Origin of the sequence: Bradyrhizobium sp. NBAIM01 (assembly GCF_020194115.1) — a bacterium.
GTDB lineage: Bacteria > Pseudomonadota > Alphaproteobacteria > Rhizobiales > Xanthobacteraceae > Bradyrhizobium > Bradyrhizobium yuanmingense.
The window spans coordinates 79201-98547 of record NZ_JADYVU010000014.1 but is presented as its reverse complement, the minus strand read 5'-3'; the positions used below and the strand labels follow the sequence as shown (position 1 = coordinate 98547).

General features: G+C 64.8%; 20 protein-coding genes and 1 tRNA gene. 13 read left to right on the top strand and 8 right to left on the bottom strand.

Annotated elements, in window-relative coordinates; all coding sequences use genetic code 11:
- Positions 1-3: 3 nt before the first annotated feature.
- From ugpE to I6F31_RS30485, 5 genes are all read right to left on the bottom strand, one after another.
- Positions 4-852 carry a sn-glycerol-3-phosphate ABC transporter permease UgpE gene (gene ugpE / locus I6F31_RS30505; RefSeq protein ID WP_225186578.1) on the bottom strand — a complete coding sequence of 283 codons (849 nt, stop codon included), beginning with the start codon at positions 850-852 and terminating at the stop codon, positions 4-6.
- A complete protein-coding gene (ugpA, locus tag I6F31_RS30500) occupies positions 852-1733 on the bottom strand; it encodes a sn-glycerol-3-phosphate ABC transporter permease UgpA (protein WP_036009149.1) in 882 nt (293 codons plus the stop codon). Before ugpA ends, ugpE begins: the two co-directional genes overlap by 1 nt.
- Before the next feature lie 47 nt (positions 1734-1780).
- Entirely contained in the window at positions 1781-3097 is a 1317-nt protein-coding gene (gene ugpB / locus I6F31_RS30495; protein ID WP_036009146.1) for a sn-glycerol-3-phosphate ABC transporter substrate-binding protein UgpB, read from the bottom strand.
- A 283-nt stretch (positions 3098-3380) separates the two neighbouring features.
- Positions 3381-4583 (bottom strand): CaiB/BaiF CoA-transferase family protein, encoded by a 1203-nt coding sequence (locus tag I6F31_RS30490; protein ID WP_036009143.1) that lies wholly within the window; start codon positions 4581-4583, stop codon positions 3381-3383.
- 180 nt (positions 4584-4763) lie between these two features.
- Entirely contained in the window at positions 4764-5189 is a 426-nt protein-coding gene (locus I6F31_RS30485; protein WP_036009140.1) for an organic hydroperoxide resistance protein, read from the bottom strand.
- Positions 5190-5344: 155 nt separating this feature from the next.
- Between I6F31_RS30485 and I6F31_RS30480 the strand changes: the two genes are divergently transcribed.
- On the top strand, positions 5345-5803 hold the full coding sequence (locus I6F31_RS30480; RefSeq protein WP_225186577.1) for a MarR family transcriptional regulator: 459 nt from the start codon (positions 5345-5347) through the stop codon (positions 5801-5803).
- A 6-nt stretch (positions 5804-5809) separates the two neighbouring features.
- Here the strand turns inward: I6F31_RS30480 and I6F31_RS30475 are convergent, their stop codons facing one another.
- The 3 genes from I6F31_RS30475 to I6F31_RS30465 all read right to left on the bottom strand — a co-directional run bounded on the left by I6F31_RS30475 (position 5810) and on the right by I6F31_RS30465 (position 6786).
- Positions 5810-6046, bottom strand: coding sequence for a GIY-YIG nuclease family protein (locus I6F31_RS30475; protein ID WP_225186576.1), 237 nt, complete (start codon positions 6044-6046; stop codon positions 5810-5812).
- Positions 6047-6205: 159 nt separating this feature from the next.
- Positions 6206-6281, bottom strand: a tRNA-Ala gene (locus I6F31_RS30470).
- Positions 6282-6378: 97 nt separating this feature from the next.
- Positions 6379-6786, bottom strand: coding sequence for a TIGR02300 family protein (locus I6F31_RS30465; protein ID WP_036009126.1), 408 nt, complete (start codon positions 6784-6786; stop codon positions 6379-6381).
- A gap of 158 nt (positions 6787-6944) precedes the next feature.
- Here I6F31_RS30465 and aroA point away from each other — a divergent pair, with 158 nt between their 5' ends.
- From aroA to I6F31_RS30405, 12 genes are all read left to right on the top strand, one after another.
- A complete protein-coding gene (gene aroA, locus I6F31_RS30460) occupies positions 6945-8282 on the top strand; it encodes a 3-phosphoshikimate 1-carboxyvinyltransferase (protein ID WP_225186575.1) in 1338 nt (445 codons plus the stop codon).
- Positions 8279-8917, top strand: a complete 639-nt coding sequence (cmk, locus tag I6F31_RS30455; protein WP_036024437.1) for a (d)CMP kinase — start codon at positions 8279-8281, stop codon at positions 8915-8917. The genes aroA and cmk overlap by 4 nt, the downstream gene beginning before the upstream one ends.
- Before the next feature lie 266 nt (positions 8918-9183).
- Entirely contained in the window at positions 9184-10890 is a 1707-nt protein-coding gene (gene rpsA / locus I6F31_RS30450) for a 30S ribosomal protein S1 (RefSeq protein ID WP_036009120.1), read from the top strand.
- A 376-nt stretch (positions 10891-11266) separates the two neighbouring features.
- On the top strand, positions 11267-12247 hold the full coding sequence (gene sppA / locus I6F31_RS30445) for a signal peptide peptidase SppA (RefSeq protein WP_036024439.1): 981 nt from the start codon (positions 11267-11269) through the stop codon (positions 12245-12247).
- 172 nt (positions 12248-12419) lie between these two features.
- Positions 12420-12725 (top strand): integration host factor subunit beta, encoded by a 306-nt coding sequence (locus I6F31_RS30440; RefSeq protein WP_025032949.1) that lies wholly within the window; start codon positions 12420-12422, stop codon positions 12723-12725.
- An 82-nt stretch (positions 12726-12807) separates the two neighbouring features.
- Positions 12808-13200, top strand: a complete 393-nt coding sequence (locus tag I6F31_RS30435) for a lipopolysaccharide assembly protein LapA domain-containing protein (protein WP_225148384.1) — start codon at positions 12808-12810, stop codon at positions 13198-13200.
- A 67-nt stretch (positions 13201-13267) separates the two neighbouring features.
- A complete protein-coding gene (locus I6F31_RS30430) occupies positions 13268-13927 on the top strand; it encodes a phosphoribosylanthranilate isomerase (protein ID WP_036009115.1) in 660 nt (219 codons plus the stop codon).
- Positions 13924-15138 carry a tryptophan synthase subunit beta gene (gene trpB / locus I6F31_RS30425; protein ID WP_057027852.1) on the top strand — a complete coding sequence of 405 codons (1215 nt, stop codon included), beginning with the start codon at positions 13924-13926 and terminating at the stop codon, positions 15136-15138. The genes I6F31_RS30430 and trpB overlap by 4 nt, the downstream gene beginning before the upstream one ends.
- A complete protein-coding gene (gene trpA, locus I6F31_RS30420) occupies positions 15135-15971 on the top strand; it encodes a tryptophan synthase subunit alpha (protein ID WP_036009108.1) in 837 nt (278 codons plus the stop codon). Before trpB ends, trpA begins: the two co-directional genes overlap by 4 nt.
- Positions 15972-16142: 171 nt before the next feature.
- Positions 16143-17084 (top strand): acetyl-CoA carboxylase, carboxyltransferase subunit beta, encoded by a 942-nt coding sequence (accD, locus tag I6F31_RS30415; protein WP_225148347.1) that lies wholly within the window; start codon positions 16143-16145, stop codon positions 17082-17084.
- Entirely contained in the window at positions 17081-18424 is a 1344-nt protein-coding gene (locus I6F31_RS30410) for a folylpolyglutamate synthase/dihydrofolate synthase family protein (protein ID WP_225148346.1), read from the top strand. The genes accD and I6F31_RS30410 overlap by 4 nt, the downstream gene beginning before the upstream one ends.
- A 104-nt stretch (positions 18425-18528) precedes the next feature.
- Entirely contained in the window at positions 18529-19269 is a 741-nt protein-coding gene (locus tag I6F31_RS30405) for a metallophosphoesterase family protein (RefSeq protein ID WP_225148345.1), read from the top strand.
- The last annotated feature ends 78 nt before the right edge of the window (positions 19270-19347 follow it).

Sequence of the window (19347 nt, the reverse complement as noted above, 5' to 3'; positions counted from 1 at the left end):
TCTCTACTTCTCCGTCTCGACCAGGCCGCGCACGAACAATTTCTGCATGACGACGACGACGAACACCGGCGGCAGCATGGCCAGCACGGCGGTTGCCATCACGATCGGCCATTCGGTCAGCGCGTCGGTGGTGGTGATCATCTTGCGAATGCCGATCTGGATGGTCTGCATGTCGTCGCGCGTGGTGATCAACAGCGGCCAGAGATATTGATTCCAGCCGAGAATGAACAGGATCACGAACAGCGCCGCCATGTTGGTGCGCGACAGCGGCAGCAGCGTATCCCAGAAGAAGCGGAAGGGGCCGGCGCCGTCGATGCGCGAGGCTTCCAGCAGCTCGTCCGGCACGGTCATGAAGAACTGGCGGAACAGCAGCGTCGCGGTGGCCGATGCGATCAGCGGCAGCGACAGGCCGGCATAGCTGTCGAGCATGTGCAGATCGGCGACGATCTTGTAGGTCGGATAGATGCGGACCTCGACCGGCAGCATCAAGGTGATGAAGATGAGCCAGAAGATCGACATCCGGAACGGGAAGCGGAAGTACACGATCGCATAGGCCGAGATGATCGAGATCGCGATCTTGCCCAGCGCGATCAGCAGCGCCATCACCAGCGAGTTCAGCATCATGTTGCCGACCGGCTCGCGGGTCGAGCCACTCGTGCCGATGAAGATGGTCTGGTAGTAGGTCTGGAAGAAATGACCCCCGGGCAGCAACGACATCTGCCCGTTGGCGATCACCGCGTTGTCCTGGGTGGACGCCACGAAGGCGAGATAGACCGGGAAGGCGACGATCGCGATCCCGATCCAGAGGATGATATGGGCAATGTAGCGCCGAAAGCCTTCTTCCTCGACCATCAGTAGGTCACCTTGCGTTCGACGAAGCGGAACTGGATGCCCGTCAGCACGATCACCATGATCATCAGGATCACCGATTGCGCCGCGGAGCTGCCGAGGTTTCCGCCGAGCAGGCCGTCGGTATAGACCTTGTAGACCAGCGTCTCCGTCGACTTGCCCGGACCGCCGCGGGTCATCGTGTCGATGATGCCGAACGTGTCGAAGAAGGCGTAGACAATGTTGACGACCAGGAGGAAGAAGATGGTCGGCGACAGCAGCGGGAAGATCACGGTCCAGAACCTGCGCATCGGGCGGGCGCCGTCGATCGCAGCCGCCTCGATCACGCTTCTGGGGATGCTCTGCAGGCCGGCGAGGAAGAACAGGAAGTTGTAGGAGATCTGCTTCCAGGCGGCGGCCAGGATGATCAGCGCTGCGGCCTGGTCGCCGTCGAGCAGTGGATTCCAGTCGATGCCCAGCGCCCGCAGGTAGCGCGAGAGCACGCCGAGCGAGGGATGCAGCATGAAGATCCAGAGCACGCCGACGACCGGCGGCGCCACCGCATAGGGCCAGATCAGCAGCGTGCGGTAGAGCATCGAGCCGCGCAGCGGCTTGTCTGCCATCACGGCCAGCAGCAGCGCGAACGACAGCGACGACACCGCGATCGCGAACGAAAAGAAGAAGGTGCGCAGGATCGCCTCGAAATAGGCGGGCTCCTTGAACAGCTCGATATAGTTCTCGAACCAGACGAAGCTGGTCGACAGGCCGAAGGCGTCCTGCAGCAGGAACGACTGGATCATCGCCTGCAAGGCCGGCCAGTAGAAGAAAATCAGGACGATCGCGAGTTGCGGCGCAACCAGCGCATAGGGCAACAGCTTCGATTGGAAAATGGCTTGCTTTTGCATGATGCCCCAGCGCGGCAGGCCGGGGGACCGGCCTGCCGCTTGTCGCCTTACTTCACGGCGGTCTTTTCGAACTGGCGCAGCATGGTGTTGCCGCGCTCGACGGCCGCGTCCAGCGCCTGCTTGGCGGTCTTCTTGCCGGCCAGCGCCTGCTCGATCTCCTCCGCCCAGACGTCACGGAGCTGCACCATGTTGCCGAGGCGCAGGCCGCGCGAATTCTCGGTCGGCTCCTTGTTGGTCAGCTCGAGCAGCGGCGTCTCCAGATAGGGCTGATCCTTGTAGAAGCCATCCGCCTTGGCCTTCTCATAGGCCGCCTTGGTGATCGGCAGATAGCCCGAGGCCTTGTGGATGTAGACTTGGCGATCGGTGTCCGAGAGGAAGGAGAAGAATTTGGCGACGCCCTTGTAATCGTCCGCCGGTTTGCCGCCCATTACCCAGAGCGAGGCACCGCCGATGATCGAGTTCTGCGGCGCGCCCTTAGCGTCCGGGTAATAGGGCATCGGCACCGCGGTGAAGGCAAACTTGGCCTGCGCCTTGACGTTGCCGAAGAACGCGGACGAGGTCAGGTAGAGCGGACATTCGCCCGACGTGAAGCGGCCTTCGCCGGTGTTGGTGCGGCCGGCATAGTCGTAGGTCTTGTCCTTCTGGAGCTCGACCAGATTTTCGAGATGCTTGACCTGGAGCGGACCGTTGAAGGACAGCACGGTGTCGAAACCGTCGAGGCCGTTGGCCTTGCTGGCGAGCGGCACGTTGTGCCAGGCGGAGAGCTGCTCGAGATTGACCCAGGTGACCCAGGAGTTGGAGAAGCCGCAGGTGGCGTGGCCGGCCGCCTTCAGCTTCTTGGCGGCGTCGAACACTTCGGGCCAGGTCTTCGGCACCTCGACATTCGCTTTCTTCAGTGCGTCGAGGTTGACCCACATCACGGTCGAGGACGAGTTGAACGGGAAGGACAGCATCTCGCCCTTCGAGGTCGAGTAATAGCCGGTGATCGCAGGCAGATAGGCCTTCGGATCGAACTTCTCGCCGGTCTCGGCCATCAGCTTGTAGACCGGCTTCACGGCGCCGGTCGCTGCCATCATGGTGGCGGTGCCGACCTCGAACACCTGCATGATGTGCGGCGCGTTGCCGGCGCGGAACGCGGCGATGCCGGCGTTCATCGTGTCGGCGTAGTTGCCCTTGTAGGTCGGGATCACCTTGTAGTCGCTCTGCGTGGTGTTGAAGTCGTTGGCGAGCCTGACGATGACGTCGTTGTTGGCGCCGGTCATCGCGTGCCACCACTGGATTTCGGTCACGGCAAGCGCCGGCGACGCGCCGAGACCAATTGTGAGTGCGACGGCCGCCGCCGTGCCAAAATGTCGAAGAGCCATCAAGAACCTCCCTTGCCCGTCACTAAAGAAGCGCTTGCGCTAGCAGCGCCATATGACGTTCACATGACTGTGTAAGCGGGAGAAACGAAAGCAGCAAGCGCGGCCAAATGGGAAGTTGTCAAATAGGCCAAGACGGAGCCGTCAGCCAACTCCGTTCGCGCTGCACATGCGTGCGCGCGCCGCAGTGCGGCATTGAGATGAGGCACTATCGTGCCGCGGGCTCCGAACCTCTCCCACTTGCAAGCGGGAGAGGGAGCGCACCACCGTTGACGCTCGCCTTAGCTCAGCGTTTCCGCTCGGGACCGCAGACCGTGCCTTTTTCGACCATCGCGTCGATCTCGGCCTTGGAGTAGCCGAACTCGCCCAGCACCTCGGCCGCATGCTGGCTGAATTTCGGCGGCACGCGGCGCAGGCTCGGCTTGCTGCGGTCGAGCCGGATCGGCGAGGCAACGCCCTTGTACCAGTCCTTCTCGATAATATCGCCACGCGCGATCGTGTGCGGATTGGTCAACGCCTGGTCGATCTTCTGCACGGGACCTGCAGGCAGGCCGGCCGCGAGCAGGCGGTTGCACAGCGGCTCGGCCTCGTGCTGGCTGAACACGGCCGCAAGCTCGGCGCGCAGTGCCTCGCGATTGGCGATGCGGTCCTTGTTGCGGGCAAAGCGCGGATCGGTGCCGAGCTCGGGCTTGCCGATCTCCTTCGCCAGCTTGCGGAAGGTGCCGTCATTGCCGACGCCGATGAAGATGTTGTCGGTCTTGGTCGGGAAGATCGCGTAAGGCACGAGGTTCGGATGCTCGTTGCCGGTGAGACCAGGCGGCTTGCCATGCATGAAATAATTCGCGGTGTGCGGATGCATGATGGCAAGGCCGGTCTCGTACAGCGTCGTCTCCAGGAACTGGCCCTTGCCCGACCGCTGCCGCTCCGACAGCGCCATCAGGATGCCGATCGCCGCATAAAGTCCGGTGGTGATGTCGACCAAGGGCACGCCGATCCGCATCGGCCCGCTCTCGGGCGAGCCGGTCGCCGCGATCATGCCGGTCATGGCCTGGATGATGGCGTCATAGCCGGGATTGCCGCCGCGCGGGCCGTCGGCGCCGAAGCCGCAGATCCGGCAATGCACGAGGCGGGGATATTTCTTGCTGAGGACGTCGTTGCCGATGCCCCATTTCTCCAGCGTGCCCGGCTTGAAATTCTCGATCAGGACGTCGGCGGTCTCCAGCATCTTGAGCAGCACGATTCGGCCGCCCTCGGAGGCGAGGTCGAGGCCGATCGAGCGCTTGTTGCGGTTGATGCCGACGAAATAGGCCGCATCCTCCTCGTGGAACGGAGGGCCCCATTCGCGCACCTCGTCGCCGGCGGGCGGCTCGACCTTGATCACGTCGGCGCCGTGGTCGGCGAGGATCTGGGTGCAGTAGGGACCGCCGAGCACGCGCGTGAGATCGATGACGCGCAATCCGCTCATGGCGCCCGTTGCTGCTTCAGTCATGCCTTCGCTTCCCTGTGTCGATCATTGGATCACAGGCCTAGCGAGGTTTGTTTGCGCCAGCAATGGCGCCGAGCGTGGAGCCGTATGCGCCGCCGAGCAGCCATGCCGCAGCATGGCAAATTCAGTCGGATGCGGCCGGCCCGAGGGGGGATTCCCGGGCCAGCCAATCCGCGCTGCCGATCAGACCACCGTCAGGCGAACGTCGACATTGCCGCGCGTGGCATTGGAGTACGGGCACACCTGGTGCGCCTTCGCGACCAGCGCCTCGGCGTCCGCACGGGCAAGGCCCGGCAGCGAGACCGCAAGGTCGATGTCGAGGCCGAAGCCGCCCTCGGAGCGCGGGCCGATGCCGACGGTCGAGGTGACCGAGGCATCCGCGGGCACCTTCGGTCCGCCCTGCGAGGCCACGAACTTCATTGCGCCGATGAAGCAGGCGGCATAGCCGGCCGCGAACAGCTGCTCGGGATTGTTGCCGGCGCCGCCGCCGCCGCCGAGCTCCTTCGGCGTGGTGAGCTTGACGTCGAGCGCGCCGTCGAGGGTCGCAGCATGGCCGTCGCGGCCGCCGGTGGCCTTGGCGCTGGTCTTGTAGAGGACGTTCACGGACATTGTCGTCTCCTCGGGTCTTTCCGGGTTGGGGTGTAAGCTTTATCGCAGACAATTAGATTGTGCGCAATCTAATTCGTCGCGCCTCACATTTAATTGTTCGCAATTGAATGTGGCGCCGGCCGGGCCCAGAATGGGAGAAACGCGCAGGATTCTTCATGGCCCGGAAATCAACGGCGGTAGACCCGCTTCGTCTCGACAACCAGATCTGCTTCGCGGTCTATTCCGCTACGCACGCCTTTAACCGCGTCTACAAGCCGCTGCTCGATCGGCTCGGCCTGACCTATCCGCAATATCTGGTCATGCTGGTGCTGTGGGAGCGCGACGACGTGCCGGTCAAGGAGATCGGCGAGAAGCTGTTCCTGGATTCGGGCACGCTGACGCCGCTGCTGAAGCGGCTCGAGGCCGCCCATCTCGTCAGGCGCACCCGCTCGCGTGAGGACGAGCGTCAGGTTCTGATCGCCCTGACGCCGCAGGGCCATGCGCTGAAGGACAAGGCGCGCAGCGTGCCGCAATCAATCCTGGCCGCGTCGGACTGCTCGGTGTCGGAACTGGTCGCGATGAAGGACGAGATCGTCGCGCTCAGGGATCGGCTGAATGCGGTGATCGGGGAGTAGGGGGAGTTAGAGGCGCTTCTTGGCGAAGGCGCGGCCGGATGCTGATTTGAGGTATCGCTCGAACCCGACGGCCTGCTTCTCGTCGCTGAATGCTATGTAGGTCCTGAGACGCCAGGGCCCGAATTTCGAAGTATGTGGTACCTCACCAGCATTGTGCTTCGCCAGTCGGGCCCGCAGGTCGTCGGTCATCCCGACATAGAAATGGAGGGAATCGAGGCTCTCCAGGATGTAAACGTACTTCACCGCACTCTCCCTGGTTGTCGAGGGAGGAGCTTACATCCAGTTTTGGTCCGGGAAAGCCCGGCTTCGCCCTTCGGGCTACGCCGCGGCAGCCTTCGCTCACTTCGCTACGATGGAGCGGGGCTGGCTTGCCGAGCCGTAGCTCGCGAAGCGAGCGAAGGCTGGTGGAGCCAGGCGGGATCGAACCGCCGACCTCTTGCATGCCATGCAAGCGCTCTCCCAGCTGAGCTATGGCCCCTTAGTCCAAATGGGAGGATCCTGGGGGACCCGTCCCGGCCGGCGAGCGCTCTAGGCGACTCGCGCGGAGCACCCTTTTTCACAGATCAGGGCTGATCTCAAGTCTCTTCATCACCGCCGACATCACCAATGATGTCCGTGACGTCCTCATCGCCCTCTTCCTCGTCGGCAATGAAGGTCGAATCGTCGTCATCATCGTCGTCGAGGGTCTCGTCGACCTCGATATCGTCCTCCGATTCGGGCACGACCGCCTTGACCTTGCCGGTGTTCTCCTCGGCATCGGCCTCCTCGAGCGAGACCAACTCCTCGGTCTCCGCCGGCTCCGGCGCGTTGTCCTGGGCCATGTTGCGGGCCTCGGCCGCACGGGGGCCGCGGGCAGGAGCGACCGGGGCGATCGGCACCACTTCGCCGGTATAGGGCGAGATCACCGGATTCTTGTTGAGGTCATAGAACTTCTTGCCCGTGGTCGGGCAAATACGTTTGGTTCCGAGTTCGGACTTGGCCACGGCAGGAATCCTGGGAATGTCTGAAAAGCGGTGCTTCACTTGGCTAGTTGGCGGCCCGCTGTCAATAGCGCATTACGGGAGAACGACATGCCCGTGACGGCGCGCGGACCATGTGGTACCTGCGCGCCAGCCCACCGGGCCTATTCAAGGACACAATCTTGACCCATTCCGATCAACCGAGGCCGCTCCAGTCTCGCGCCAGCGGTCCCCTGACCGGGAAAGTAAGGGTGCCCGGCGACAAGTCGATCTCCCACCGCGCCCTCATCCTGGGCGCGCTCGCGGTCGGCGAGACCAGGATTTCGGGCCTGCTCGAGGGCGAGGACGTCCTCAACACCGCCAAATCGATGCAGGCGCTGGGCGCCAGCGTCGAGCGCACCGGCGATTTCGCCTGGACCGTCAACGGCGTCGGGGTCGGAGGCTTCGCCCAGCCCAAGGCAGCACTGGATTTCGGCAATTCCGGCACCGGCTGCCGGCTGGTCATGGGCGCCGTCGCCGGCTGCCCGATTTCGGCGGTGTTCGACGGCGACGCCTCGCTGCGCAGCCGTCCGATGCGCCGGATCCTCGATCCCCTGGAAAAGATGGGTGCCAAGGTAACCGCGGGCGGCGAGGGCGGGCGCCTGCCGCTGACCCTCCAGGGCGCGCGGGATCCCCTGCCGATCGTCTACAAGACCCCGGTCGCCTCGGCCCAGATCAAATCCGCCGTGCTGCTGGCGGGCCTCGCCGCTCCCGGCACCACCACGGTCATCGAGACCGAGGCCAGCCGCGACCACACCGAGCTGATGCTGAAGCATTTCGGCGCCGACATCACCTCGGTCCAGGAAGGCCGGCACGGCCGCCGCATCACGCTGGTGGGCCAGCCCGAGCTGCATGGCGCCAATGTCGTGGTGCCTGCCGATCCCTCTTCGGCTGCGTTCCCGATCGTCGCGGCGCTGATCGTGGAGGGCTCCGATGTCGTGCTGTCCGACGTCATGACCAATCCGCTGCGCACTGGGCTGTTCACCACGCTGCGCGAAATGGGCGCCTCCATCGAGGAGAGCGAAGTGCGCGGCGATGCCGGCGAGCCGATGGCGCGCTTGCGCGTGCGGGCGTCGAAGCTGCGCGGCGTCGAGGTGCCGCCCGAGCGCGCGCCGTCGATGATCGACGAATATCTGGTGCTGGCGGTGGCGGCGTCGTTCGCCGAAGGCACCACGATCATGCGCGGCCTGCAGGAGCTGCGCGTCAAGGAATCCGACCGGCTTGAAGCCACCGCCGCCATGCTGCGCGTCAACGGCGTCAAGGTCGAGGTCTCCGGCGACGATCTGATCGTAAGGGGTCGCGGCCACGTCCCGGGCGGCGGCACTGTCGCCACCCATATGGACCATCGCATCGCGATGTCCGCGCTGGTGATGGGCTGCGCCTCCGATCAGCCTGTTACGGTCGACGACACCGCCTTCATCGCCACCAGCTTTCCGGATTTCATTCCGATGATGCGTTCGCTAGGGGCCGAGTTTTCATGATCATCGCCATCGACGGGCCCGCGGCTTCGGGCAAGGGGACGCTCGGCAAGCGTCTCGCCCACCATTACGGCTATCGTCATCTTGATACCGGCGTGATCTATCGCGCGGTCGCCTACGCCTTGATGCAGTCGGGGCACGATCTCAACGATGAGGCGGCCGCGGTGCAGGCCGCGTTGGAGCTCGATCCCGAAAAGTTCGGTAATCCTGCGCTGAAGACCCAGAAGGCCGGCGAGGGGGCCTCGATCGTCTCGGCAATCCCTCGGGTTCGCGAGGTCCTGGTCAATTTCCAGCGCCAGTTCGCCGCCGATCCGCCCGGCGCCGTGCTCGACGGCCGGGATATTGGAACCGTGATCTGCCCCCATGCCGACGTGAAGATCTTCGTGGTCGCCGACCCCAAGGTCCGCGCGCGGCGCCGCACCATGGAGGCCAAAGCGCGGGGCGAGGAGGCGGACGAGGCGGCCGTGCTCGCCGACATCCTCCAGCGTGACGAACGTGACAAGAATCGGCCGATTGCGCCTCTGAAACCGGCCCCGGATGCTTACTTGCTAGATAACTCCCAACTGGATATAGAAGGCGGCGTCCGGGCCGCCATCGACATTATCGAGGCTGTCCGAGCGGGCCGGTCGCGGGGTTAAGCCGCCGCCGTCATTGGAGGAAGTGCCCGCTCCCGCTCTTTGAGGTCGATACGCTTCGTCCCGGTTTCGGGACCGGCGCGATCCAGGTTCCGGACAAGCTTTCAACGTATCGAACGCGCGGGCCTCAGCCGGCCCGCTTCCGCTGTTCTGGTCGCTAGATCAGGGCAACGAGCGGTCGCTCGAAGGTCTTGCGGACCTTCCGACACTGCGCGCGCGATGCGCCCATGAACCCAACGGCCGGCAAGACATCCGCAACTGGAGAACAAATGGCTTCGACTTCTGCTGATACCTATAGCCCGTCGCGCGACGATTTCGCCGCGATGCTCGACGAGTCCTTCGCAGGTGGCAACCTGCAGGAAAGCTCCGTCGTCAAGGGCAAGGTGGTTGCAATTGAAAAGGACATGGCCGTCATCGACGTCGGCCTGAAGACCGAGGGCCGCGTCGCGCTGCGCGAATTTTCCGGCCCCGGCCGTGAGAGCGACCTCAAGGTCGGCGACGAGGTGGAAGTGTTCCTCGATCGCATCGAAAACGCTCTCGGCGAAGCCGTGCTGTCGCGCGACAAGGCGCGACGCGAAGAGAGCTGGGGCAAGCTGGAGAAGGCGTTCCAGAACAACGAGAAGGTCAACGGCGTCATCTTCAACCAGGTCAAGGGCGGCTTCACCGTCGACCTCGACGGTGCCGTGGCCTTCCTGCCGCGCTCGCAGGTCGACATCCGGCCGATCCGCGACGTTGCGCCGCTGATGAACAACTCGCAGCCGTTCCAGATCCTGAAGATGGACCGCCGCCGCGGCAACATCGTCGTGTCCCGCCGCACGGTGTTGGAAGAGACCCGCGCCGAGCAGCGCCAGGAGCTGGTGCAGAACCTCGAAGAGGGTCAGGTCATCGACGGCGTGGTCAAGAACATCACCGATTACGGTGCGTTCGTCGACCTCGGCGGCATCGACGGCCTCCTGCACGTCACCGACATCGCGTGGCGCCGCGTCAACCACCCGACCGAGGTGCTCTCGATCGGCCAGACCGTGAAGGTCAAGATCATCAAGATCAACCACGAGACGCACCGCATCTCGCTGGGCATGAAGCAGCTGCTGGACGATCCGTGGCAGGGCATCGAAGCCAAGTACCCGCTGGGTGCCCGCTTCACCGGCCGCGTCACCAACATCACCGACTACGGTGCGTTCGTCGAGCTCGAGCCGGGCATCGAAGGCCTGATCCATGTCTCCGAGATGTCGTGGACCAAGAAGAACATGCACCCCGGCAAGATCGTGTCGACCTCGCAGGAAGTCGACGTGCAGGTGCTGGAAGTGGATTCCGTCAAGCGCCGCATCTCGCTCGGCCTCAAGCAGACCATGCGCAACCCCTGGGAGGTCTTCGTCGAGAAGCACCCGACCGGTTCGGTGGTCGAGGGCGAGGTCAAGAACAAGACCGAGTTCGGTCTGTTCCTGGGCCTCGAGGGCGACGTCGACGGCATGGTCCACCTCTCCGATCTCGACTGGAAGCTTCCGGGCGAGCAGGTGATCGACAACTACAAGAAGGGCGACATGGTGAAGGCCGTGGTGCTCGATGTGGACGTCGAGAAGGAGCGCATCTCGCTCGGCATCAAGCAGCTCGAAGGCGATCCCTTCGCCGAGCCGGGCGATGTCAAGAAGGGTGCGGTCGTGACCTGCGAAGTGCTCGAAGTGAAGGAAAGCGGTATCGAGGTGAAGATCGCCGGTACCGACTTCACCACCTTCATCAAGCGCTCCGAGCTCGCCCGTGACCGCAACGACCAGCGCGCCGAACGCTTCGCCGTCGGCGAGAAGGTCGATGCCCGCGTCATCCAGTTCGACAAGAAGGCCCGCAAGGTCCAGGTGTCGATCAAGGCGCTCGAAGTCGCCGAAGAGAAGGAAGCCATCGCGCAGTACGGCTCCTCGGATTCGGGTGCGACGCTGGGCGACATCCTCGGCACCGCGCTGAAGAACCGCGACAGCAAGTAAGCGAAACGTCCGTTTTGCGACATCAAGGCCCCGGCGCAAGCCGGGGCTTTTTGTTGCTGTCTCCACGAACTCCGCTGTCGTCCCGGACAAGCGACGCGAAGCGGAGCGCCGATCCTGGACCCATAACCCCAGGGAGGAGTTTGACGAAGACTCGGAGTTGCCAGCTCGCTCGACGACTCCTCCTTGGGGTTGTGGGTCCCCGCCCCCGTGCGCAATTGCGCACTAGGCGGGGACGACGACCGAGTCTGCGACGACTTGCTTGCCCCACACGAGGCCTTGTTTTCTTCAAATTGCGCCGCAATTGATGTATCGAGATAGGCCAATGGTCACGCCGTGACGGCACAACGCGCCTGATCTTTCATTTGGAGATATTCCGATGTCGCTCGATTCGGACATCATCGTCGATCGCCGCAGGATCCGCCGCAAGCTGACGTTCTGGCGGGTGATGGCGGCGCTGATCGCGATCGCGGCGATTGCAAGCTTCGCGCTGATTGCGACGCCCGGTGCACGCGGCACCCTCGCATCCGCCGGCTCGATCGCGCGCGTCCAGATCGAGGGATTGATCCGCAGCGATTCCGACCGCACGCAGGCGCTGGAGCGGCTCGAGAATTCGCAGGCCGCCGCCGTCATCGTTCACATCAACTCGCCCGGCGGCACCACCGCCGGCTCCGAGCAGCTCTATGACTCGCTGGTCCGTCTCAAGGCGAAAAAGCCGCTGGTGGTGGTGGTGGAGGGGCTGGCCGCCTCCGGGGGCTACATCACCGCGATTGCGAGCGACCACATCGTCGCCCAGCAAAGCTCCCTGGTCGGCTCCATCGGCGTGCTGTTCCAGTACCCCAACCTCTCCGAGCTCATGAAGACGATCGGCGTCAAGGTCGAGGAGGTGAAGTCCTCGCCGCTGAAGGCGGCGCCCAACGGTTTTGAGCCGACCAGTCCCGAGGCGCGCGCCGCGCTCGATGCGCTGGTGAAGGATTCCTATGCCTGGTTCAAGGGGATGGTGAAGGAGCGGCGTGGCATGGATGACACGCAGCTCGAAAAAGTCGCCGACGGCCGCGTCTTCACCGGGCGCCAGGCGATCGATCTCAAGCTGATCGACCAGATCGGCGACGAGAAGACGGCCGTGACCTGGCTGGTCGAGCAGAAGGGCGTCAAGAAGGGGCTACCGGTGCGCGACTACAAGCTGCAGCCGCGCTTCGGCGACCTGCCGTTCCTGAAGACGGCGGCCGCATTGACGCTGGAAGCGCTCGGTTTGGGCTCGATCGCGCACCAGATCGGGCAAACCGGCGTCGCGCAGGCGGTGGATCGGCTCGGAATGGATGGAATGCTGGCCTTGTGGCAGCCGGCTGCGTCCAACTGACCGTCGGCAGGCGAGTTTCAGAGCTTTTTCGCGTCTGACGCGTGCTGGCGCAGCCTGCTTTTTCGGCATTTGTCACGCATTTTCACGACGCCCATCCTTGATTTAGCGTCTTGACAGATCACGGTATTTTCACGGAAATGGTCATCCGCACGCTCCCGGGTCCTATCTCTCGATGATCAAATCCGAACTTGTTCAGCGTATCGCCGAGCACAACCCGCATCTGTACCAGCGGGATGTCGAGAACATTGTGAATGCGATTCTCGAAGAGATCGTAGCGGCGCTTGCACGCGGTGACCGCGTCGAGCTGCGCGGCTTCGGTGCCTTCTCGGTCAAGCATCGCCCTGCGCGCGCAGGGCGCAATCCACGCACCGGCGCCCATGTGCCCGTCGATCAGAAGAGCGTTCCGTTCTTCAAGACCGGCAAGGAAATGCGCGAGCGGCTGAACCGCGACCATCCGGATCCCGGCGGCGTAGACTAGAGCGCGATGTGAGCGCGCTTTGGGGTTTTTCGCGGTCGCACAGGATGCGGCCGCAAGCTTGATTCAAGGCGAGCGAAGCCAGATGCGAAAGTTCCTGACCGCGCTGATCGTACTTCCGCTGGGCCTGATCCTGGTGGCGTTCGCCGTCGCCAACAGGCATTTCGTCACGGTCTCCTTCGACCCCTTCATTGCCGACGACCCCTCGCTGTCGATCACCCTGCCGCTGTTCCTGTTGCTGATCCTGGCGGCGGCCCTGGGCGTTGTCGCGGGCGGCTCCGCCGTCTGGATCGGCCAGCGGCGCTGGCGGCGCGCGGCGCGCCTGAATGACGCGGAGGCCCGGGCCGTCAGGGCCGAACTGGCCGATCTGCGGGCCCAGGCGACGGCAGCGAAGGCGGAGTCCCAGCGCCTTCCCGTTCCCTCCGGGATGGGCCTGTACGGGCCCGTCGGGCGAGACAAGCAGCGCGCGACGTTGTAGAAGCGGCCCCGACCGAAAAGCCCCGTTTTCCGGCCGCGGACCCGCGGCCTCTACCCGCTTTGAGACCATGTCCCTGCTCGTCAAGATCTGCGGCCTGTCCACGCCCGAGACGCTCGAAACGGCGCTCGAGGCGGGCGCCGACATGGTCGGGTTCGTGTTCTTTCCGCCGTCGCCCCGGCACCTGTCCCTGGAACTCGGCCGTGACCTCGGCCGTCAGGTCAAGCGGCGCGCGCTCAAGGTGGCGCTCACGGTCGATGCCGATGACGCAACGCTCGACAACATCATGGACGCGCTGTCGCCGGACATCTTCCAGCTCCACGGCGGGGAGAGCGTGGCGCGGCTGCGCGACCTCAAGCAACGCTTCGGCCGCCCGGTGATGAAGGCGGTCCCGGTCGCGACAGCGGCCGATCTCGCGGTGCTGCCCGGCTACGCCGCGGTCGCCGATCGCATCCTGTTCGATGCGCGCGCGCCGAAGGACGCGACGCGGCCCGGCGGCCTCGGGGAGCCCTTCGACTGGCACCTGCTCGAAAAGCTCGATCTGAAACTGCCCTATATGGTTTCGGGGGGGCTGCACGCCGAGAATCTCGCCGAGGCCCTTCGTGTCACCCGCGCCAGCGGCGTCGACGTGTCCTCGGGCGTCGAGAGCGCGCCCGGCGTCAAGGATCCTGACATGATCAAGGCCTTCATCCGCGCCGCGCGCGCCACCCAAGAGTTAAGCGTCCGATGAACATTGCCAAGCCAAACTCCTACCGCAGCGGCCCCGACGATCGCGGCCATTTCGGCATTTTCGGCGGACGCTTCGTCGCCGAAACCTTGATGCCGCTGATCCTCGACCTGGAGAAGGCCTACACCGCAGCCAAGGCCGATCCGGCGTTTCAGGCCGAGATGAACGGCTATCTCAAGAATTATGTCGGCCGGCCCTCGCCGCTCTATTTCGCCGAGCGCCTGACCGAGCATCTCCGCGGCGCCAAGATCTACCTCAAGCGTGAAGAGCTCAACCACACCGGCTCGCACAAGGTGAACAACGTGCTCGGCCAGATCATGCTGGCACGGCGCATGGGCAAGAAGCGCATCATCGCCGAGACCGGCGCGGGCCAGCACGGCGTTGCCACCGCGACGCTGTGCGCGCGCTTTGGCCTCGAATGCGTGGTCTATATGGGCGCCGTCGACGTCGAGCGGCAGCAGCCCAACGTCATCCGCATGGAGATGCTGGGTGCCAAGGTGATGCCGGTGCAGTCGGGCACGCGCACGCTGAAGGACGCCATGAACGAGGCGCTACGCGACTGGGTCACCAACGTGCACAACACCTTCTATTGCATCGGCACGGTGGCCGGTCCGCATCCCTATCCGACCTTGGTGCGCGATTTCCAGTCGGTCATCGGCGACGAGACCAAGGCGCAGATGCAGGAGATCGAGGGGCGCCTGCCGGATTCGCTGGTGGCCTGTATCGGCGGCGGCTCCAACGCGATGGGCCTGTTCCATCCGTTCCTCGATGATTCCTCCGTGGAGATCTTCGGCGTCGAAGCCGCCGGCCATGGCCTGACGCAGCTGCATGCGGCCTCGATCGCGGGCGGCCGCCCCGGCGTGCTTCACGGCAACCGCACCTATCTCTTGATGGATGCCGACGGCCAGATCCAGGACGCGCATTCGATCTCGGCCGGTCTCGATTATCCCGGCATCGGCCCTGAGCATTCCTGGCTGCACGAGGTCGGCCGCGTCAATTATCTCTCCGCGACCGATGACGAGGCGCTCGCCGCGTTCCAGCTGCTGTCAAAGCTCGAAGGCATCATCCCCGCGCTCGAGCCCGCGCATGCCATCGCCAAGGTGATGGAGCTCGCGCCGAAGCGGCCGCGGGACCACCTGATGGTCGTCAATCTCTCCGGCCGCGGCGACAAGGACGTCCCGCAGGTCGGCGACATCCTGAGGGGCAAGAAGTGACCACGCGTATCGATACCCGTTTTGCCGAGCTGAAAAGCCAAGGCCGCGCGGCCTTTGTCACCTATGTGATGGCCGGCGATCCCGATCCCGCGACCTCGCTCGAGATCGTCAAGGCGCTGCCGAAGTCCGGCGCCGACGTCATCGAACTCGGCATTCCCTTCACCGATCCGATGGCGGATGGTCCTTCGATCCAGGCTGCAGGCCTGCGTGCGCTCAAGATCGGCATGACCTTGAAGAAGACGCTGGAGCTGGTGCGCGACTTCCGCAAGGACGACAATGTCACGCCGCTGGTGCTGATGGGCTATTACAATCCGATCTACATCTACGGCGTCGACAAGTTCTTGGCTGATGCCAAGACGGCCGGCGTCGACGGCCTGATCATCGTCGATTTGCCGCCGGAGGAAGACGACGAGCTCTGCATTCCCGCGCTGAAGGCGGGGCTCAACTTCATTCGCCTGGCGACGCCGACCACTGACGACAAGCGCCTGCCTGCGGTGCTCGCGAACACATCAGGCTTTGTCTATTACGTCTCGATCGCCGGCATCACCGGTGCGGCGGCGGCGGACGCCAATGCCGTCGGCGAAGCTGTCGCGCGCATCAAGCGGCATACCAGGCTGCCGATCTGCGTCGGTTTTGGCATCCGCACGCCGGAGGCGGCGCGCGCCATTGCCGAGAAGGCCGATGGGTCGGTGGTCGGCACCGCGCTGGTCGACGCCCTCAAGAACAGCCTCGATGCCGAGGGGCGGGCGACCGCCAAGACCGTTAACGCCGTCGCCGAATTGACGGCCGCTCTGGCCCAGGGCGTCAAGGGCGCGCAGCAGGCGGCGGAATAGGCCATAATTCCGCTGTAGCTCTTTAGTTTGAGCATGATCTGGTCGGAAAACCGCTTCACACTTTTCCGGATCATGCTCTAACGCGGGCGACACGGCGGCTTGCCGGGCAGATGTCCGGCCGCCATATATCCTTCAGGCGATTCCCGGCGGGATCGCACATCGGAGCAAACCATGAACTGGCTTACCAACGTGGTCCGGCCGAAGATCCGCAACATGCTGCGGCGGGAGACGCCGGAGAACCTGTGGATCAAGTGCCCGGATTCCGGACAGCTCGTGTTCTACAAGGACGTCGAGGCCAACCAGTTCGTCATCCCCGGCTCGAACTATCACATGCGCATGGGCGCGGTCGCGCGGCTCAAGTCGATCTTCGACAACGAGACCTGGTTCGACGTGGCGCTGCCCGAGGTCACCCCAGACCCGCTCAAGTTCCGCGACGAGAAGAAATATGTCGACCGCGTCAAGGATGCGCGGGCGCGGACCAATCTGAACGATGCGGTCAAGGTCGGCTACGGCAAGCTCGAAGGCTCCGCCGTCGTCGTCGCCGTGCAGGATTTCGACTTCATGGGCGGCTCGCTCGGCATGGCTGCGGGCGAGGCCATCGTGCGCGGGATGGAGCTTGCGGTCGAGAAGAAGTCGCCGTTCATCGTGTTCGCCGCGAGCGGCGGCGCACGCATGCAGGAAGGCATTTTGTCCCTGATGCAGATGCCGCGCACCACCGTTGCGGTGCAGATGCTGCGCGAGGCAAAGCTGCCCTACATCGTCGTGCTGACGAATCCCACCACCGGCGGCGTCACAGCGTCCTATGCGATGCTCGGCGACGTCCAGATCGCCGAGCCCGGCGCGCTGATCGGCTTTGCCGGTGCGCGCGTGATCGAGCAGACCATCCGCGAGAAGCTGCCTGAAGGTTTCCAGCGCGCCGAGTACCTTAAGGAGCACGGCATGGTCGACATGGTCGTGCATCGCCACGAGCTGCGCCCGACCCTGGCGCGGCTCTGCCGCCTCTTGACCAAGGCGCCGGCGCAGGAAGATGCATCGAAGTCCGTGCAGCCGGTCGCGAGCCCGGCGCAGATCGTATCCGCCGCCGAGACGGCGCCGGCAGCGCCGCACGCGTGAACGTCTCCCCTGACAGTGCAAAGACACCGCTCGACGACGTGATCGGGCGGCTGTCGGCCCTGCATCAGAAGCGCATCGATCTCGGGCTGGAGCGGATGCACCGTCTGCTCGAGCGGCTCGGCCACCCCGAGCGCAAGCTGCCGCTGGTGATCCACATTGCCGGCACCAACGGCAAGGGCTCGACCCTCGCTTATCTGCGCGCGACGCTGGAGGCCTCAGGTCTTCGCGTCCACGCCTATACGTCCCCTTATCTCGTCCGCATCAACGAATGCTTCCGGCTTGGCCGCCTCAGTGGCGGCGTGCTCGTCGGCGACGACGAACTGCGCGCGGCGTTGGAAGAGGTCGAGCGCGTCAATGCCGGCGAGGCCGCGACATTGTTCGAACTGAAGACGGCGGCTGCCTTCCTGCTGTTCGCGCAGAACCCGGCCGACATCGTGCTGCTCGAAGTCGGCCTCGGCGGCCGGCTGGATTCGACCAACGTGGTCGATCAGCCGGCGGCCTCTGTGATCACGCCCGTCAGCATGGATCACATGGATTTCCTCGGCGATACGTTGGCGTCGATTGCCGGCGAGAAGGCCGCGATCATCAAGCGCGGCGTGCCCGTGATTTGCGCTGAGCAGATGCCGGAAGCGATGGCCGTCATCGAAGCGCAGGCGCGGCGCATGCGCGCGCCGCTGTTCGCCGCAGGCGAGAGCTGGCACGTCAATGTCGAGCGCGGACGTCTGGTCTATTCCGACGATCGCGGCTTGATGGACCTTCCGGCGCCGCGTCTGTTCGGGCGCCACCAGTTCGTCAATGCCGGGCTCGCGATCGCGACGCTACGCGCGCTGCCGACCATCAAGGTCAATCACGCCGCGTTCGAGGCCGGCATCGTCGGTGCCGACTGGCCGGCGCGGATGCAGCGCCTCACCTCGGGCGAGTTGCTGTCCTGGGGTCCGCAGGGCTCGGAGATCTGGCTCGACGGCGGCCACAATGCCGAGGGCGGGCGCGTTGCGGCGGCCGCGCTCGGCGACCTCGAGGAGCGGGTGTCGCGGCCGCTGGTGATCATCGCCGGCATGATGGCCAACAAGGATGCGCACGCCTTCCTCGCCAATTTCGCCGGCCTCACCCGCCACATCATCGCAGTGCCGATTCCCGACACGGAGAATGCGATGCCGGTCGACCGTCTCGCCGATGCCGCGCGCAGCCTCGGCATGCGCGTCGAGCCTGCCCCCGGCGTCGAGGCCGCCCTGCGCGCGCTGGCGCAGCTCGCCTACGAGCTGCCGCCGCGGATCCTGATCACCGGCTCGCTGTATCTCGCCGGCCACGTGCTGGCGATCAACGGCACGCCGCCTGCATAGAGGTTGCCGTAGCCCGGATGGAGCGAAGCGCAATCCGGGATCGCGCCACAAGCAAGGAAGGTCCCGGATTACGCTGCGCTCCATCCGGGCTACAGGAAATGCCAATGCGCTTCGCCGCGATTGCCGATGTCCACGGAAACTATCTCGCGCTGGAGGCCGTGCTCGCCGACATCCGCGCGCTCGGTATTGCCGACATCGTCAATCTCGGCGACATGCTGAGTGGCCCGCTCGATGCGCGCCGCACCATCGAGATCCTGATGCCGCTCGACGCCGTGCACGTCCTCGGCAATCACGACCGCTATCTGCTCGACCGTCCGCCGGAGAAGATGGGGTCGTGGGATCGTCCCGCCTATGAACAGCTCGATGCCGCCCACCTCGATTGGCTGCGCGCGCAGCCGATGACGCGTGTCTTCCGTGAGCAGGTGTTCGTCTGCCACGCGACGCCCAGCAGCGATGAGGTGTACTGGCTCGACACCGTTCATCCCGACGGCACGGTGGCGCTGTCGCCGCTCGACCGCATCGAGCAGCTCGCGGACGGCATCACGCAATCGCTGATCCTGTGCGCCCACACCCACCTCGCCCGCGCGGTGCGCCTGCGCGACGGCCGGCTGATCGTCAATCCCGGCAGCGTCGGCAGCCCTGGTTTTCGCGACAAGCATCCGTACGCGCATGTGGTCGAGGCCGGCACGCCGCACGCGCGCTATGCGATCCTCGAACGTGCCGATGCTGCCTGGCAGGTGACGTTCCGCCACGTCGCCTACGATCACGAGGCCATGGCCGCGCTGGCGCGCCGCAATGGTCAGCCGGAGCTTGCGAACGCGCTGGCGACGGGGTGGATCAAGTAGGTGTTGCTGCGTAGCCCGGAGGGAGCGCAGCGCAATCCGGGGCCATCGTTGCTTGGGGCATGATTCCCGGATTACGCT

Bases quoted from the DNA above. Each gene is read 5' to 3' on its own strand.
- ugpE (WP_225186578.1), bottom strand. From the start codon at position 852: ATGGTCGAGGAAGAAGGCTTTCGGCGCTACATTGCCCATATCATCCTC.
- ugpA (WP_036009149.1), bottom strand. From the start codon at position 1,733: ATGCAAAAGCAAGCCATTTTCCAATCGAAGCTGTTGCCCTATGCGCTG.
- ugpB (WP_036009146.1), bottom strand. From the start codon at position 3,097: ATGGCTCTTCGACATTTTGGCACGGCGGCGGCCGTCGCACTCACAATT.
- I6F31_RS30490 (WP_036009143.1), bottom strand. From the start codon at position 4,583: ATGACTGAAGCAGCAACGGGCGCCATGAGCGGATTGCGCGTCATCGAT.
- I6F31_RS30485 (WP_036009140.1), bottom strand. From the start codon at position 5,189: ATGTCCGTGAACGTCCTCTACAAGACCAGCGCCAAGGCCACCGGCGGC.
- I6F31_RS30480 (WP_225186577.1), top strand. From the start codon at position 5,345: ATGGCCCGGAAATCAACGGCGGTAGACCCGCTTCGTCTCGACAACCAG.
- cmk (WP_036024437.1), top strand. From the start codon at position 8,279: ATGATCATCGCCATCGACGGGCCCGCGGCTTCGGGCAAGGGGACGCTC.
- rpsA (WP_036009120.1), top strand. From the start codon at position 9,184: ATGGCTTCGACTTCTGCTGATACCTATAGCCCGTCGCGCGACGATTTC.
- sppA (WP_036024439.1), top strand. From the start codon at position 11,267: ATGTCGCTCGATTCGGACATCATCGTCGATCGCCGCAGGATCCGCCGC.
- I6F31_RS30440 (WP_025032949.1), top strand. From the start codon at position 12,420: ATGATCAAATCCGAACTTGTTCAGCGTATCGCCGAGCACAACCCGCAT.
- I6F31_RS30435 (WP_225148384.1), top strand. From the start codon at position 12,808: ATGCGAAAGTTCCTGACCGCGCTGATCGTACTTCCGCTGGGCCTGATC.
- I6F31_RS30430 (WP_036009115.1), top strand. From the start codon at position 13,268: ATGTCCCTGCTCGTCAAGATCTGCGGCCTGTCCACGCCCGAGACGCTC.
- trpB (WP_057027852.1), top strand. From the start codon at position 13,924: ATGAACATTGCCAAGCCAAACTCCTACCGCAGCGGCCCCGACGATCGC.
- accD (WP_225148347.1), top strand. From the start codon at position 16,143: ATGAACTGGCTTACCAACGTGGTCCGGCCGAAGATCCGCAACATGCTG.
- I6F31_RS30405 (WP_225148345.1), top strand. From the start codon at position 18,529: ATGCGCTTCGCCGCGATTGCCGATGTCCACGGAAACTATCTCGCGCTG.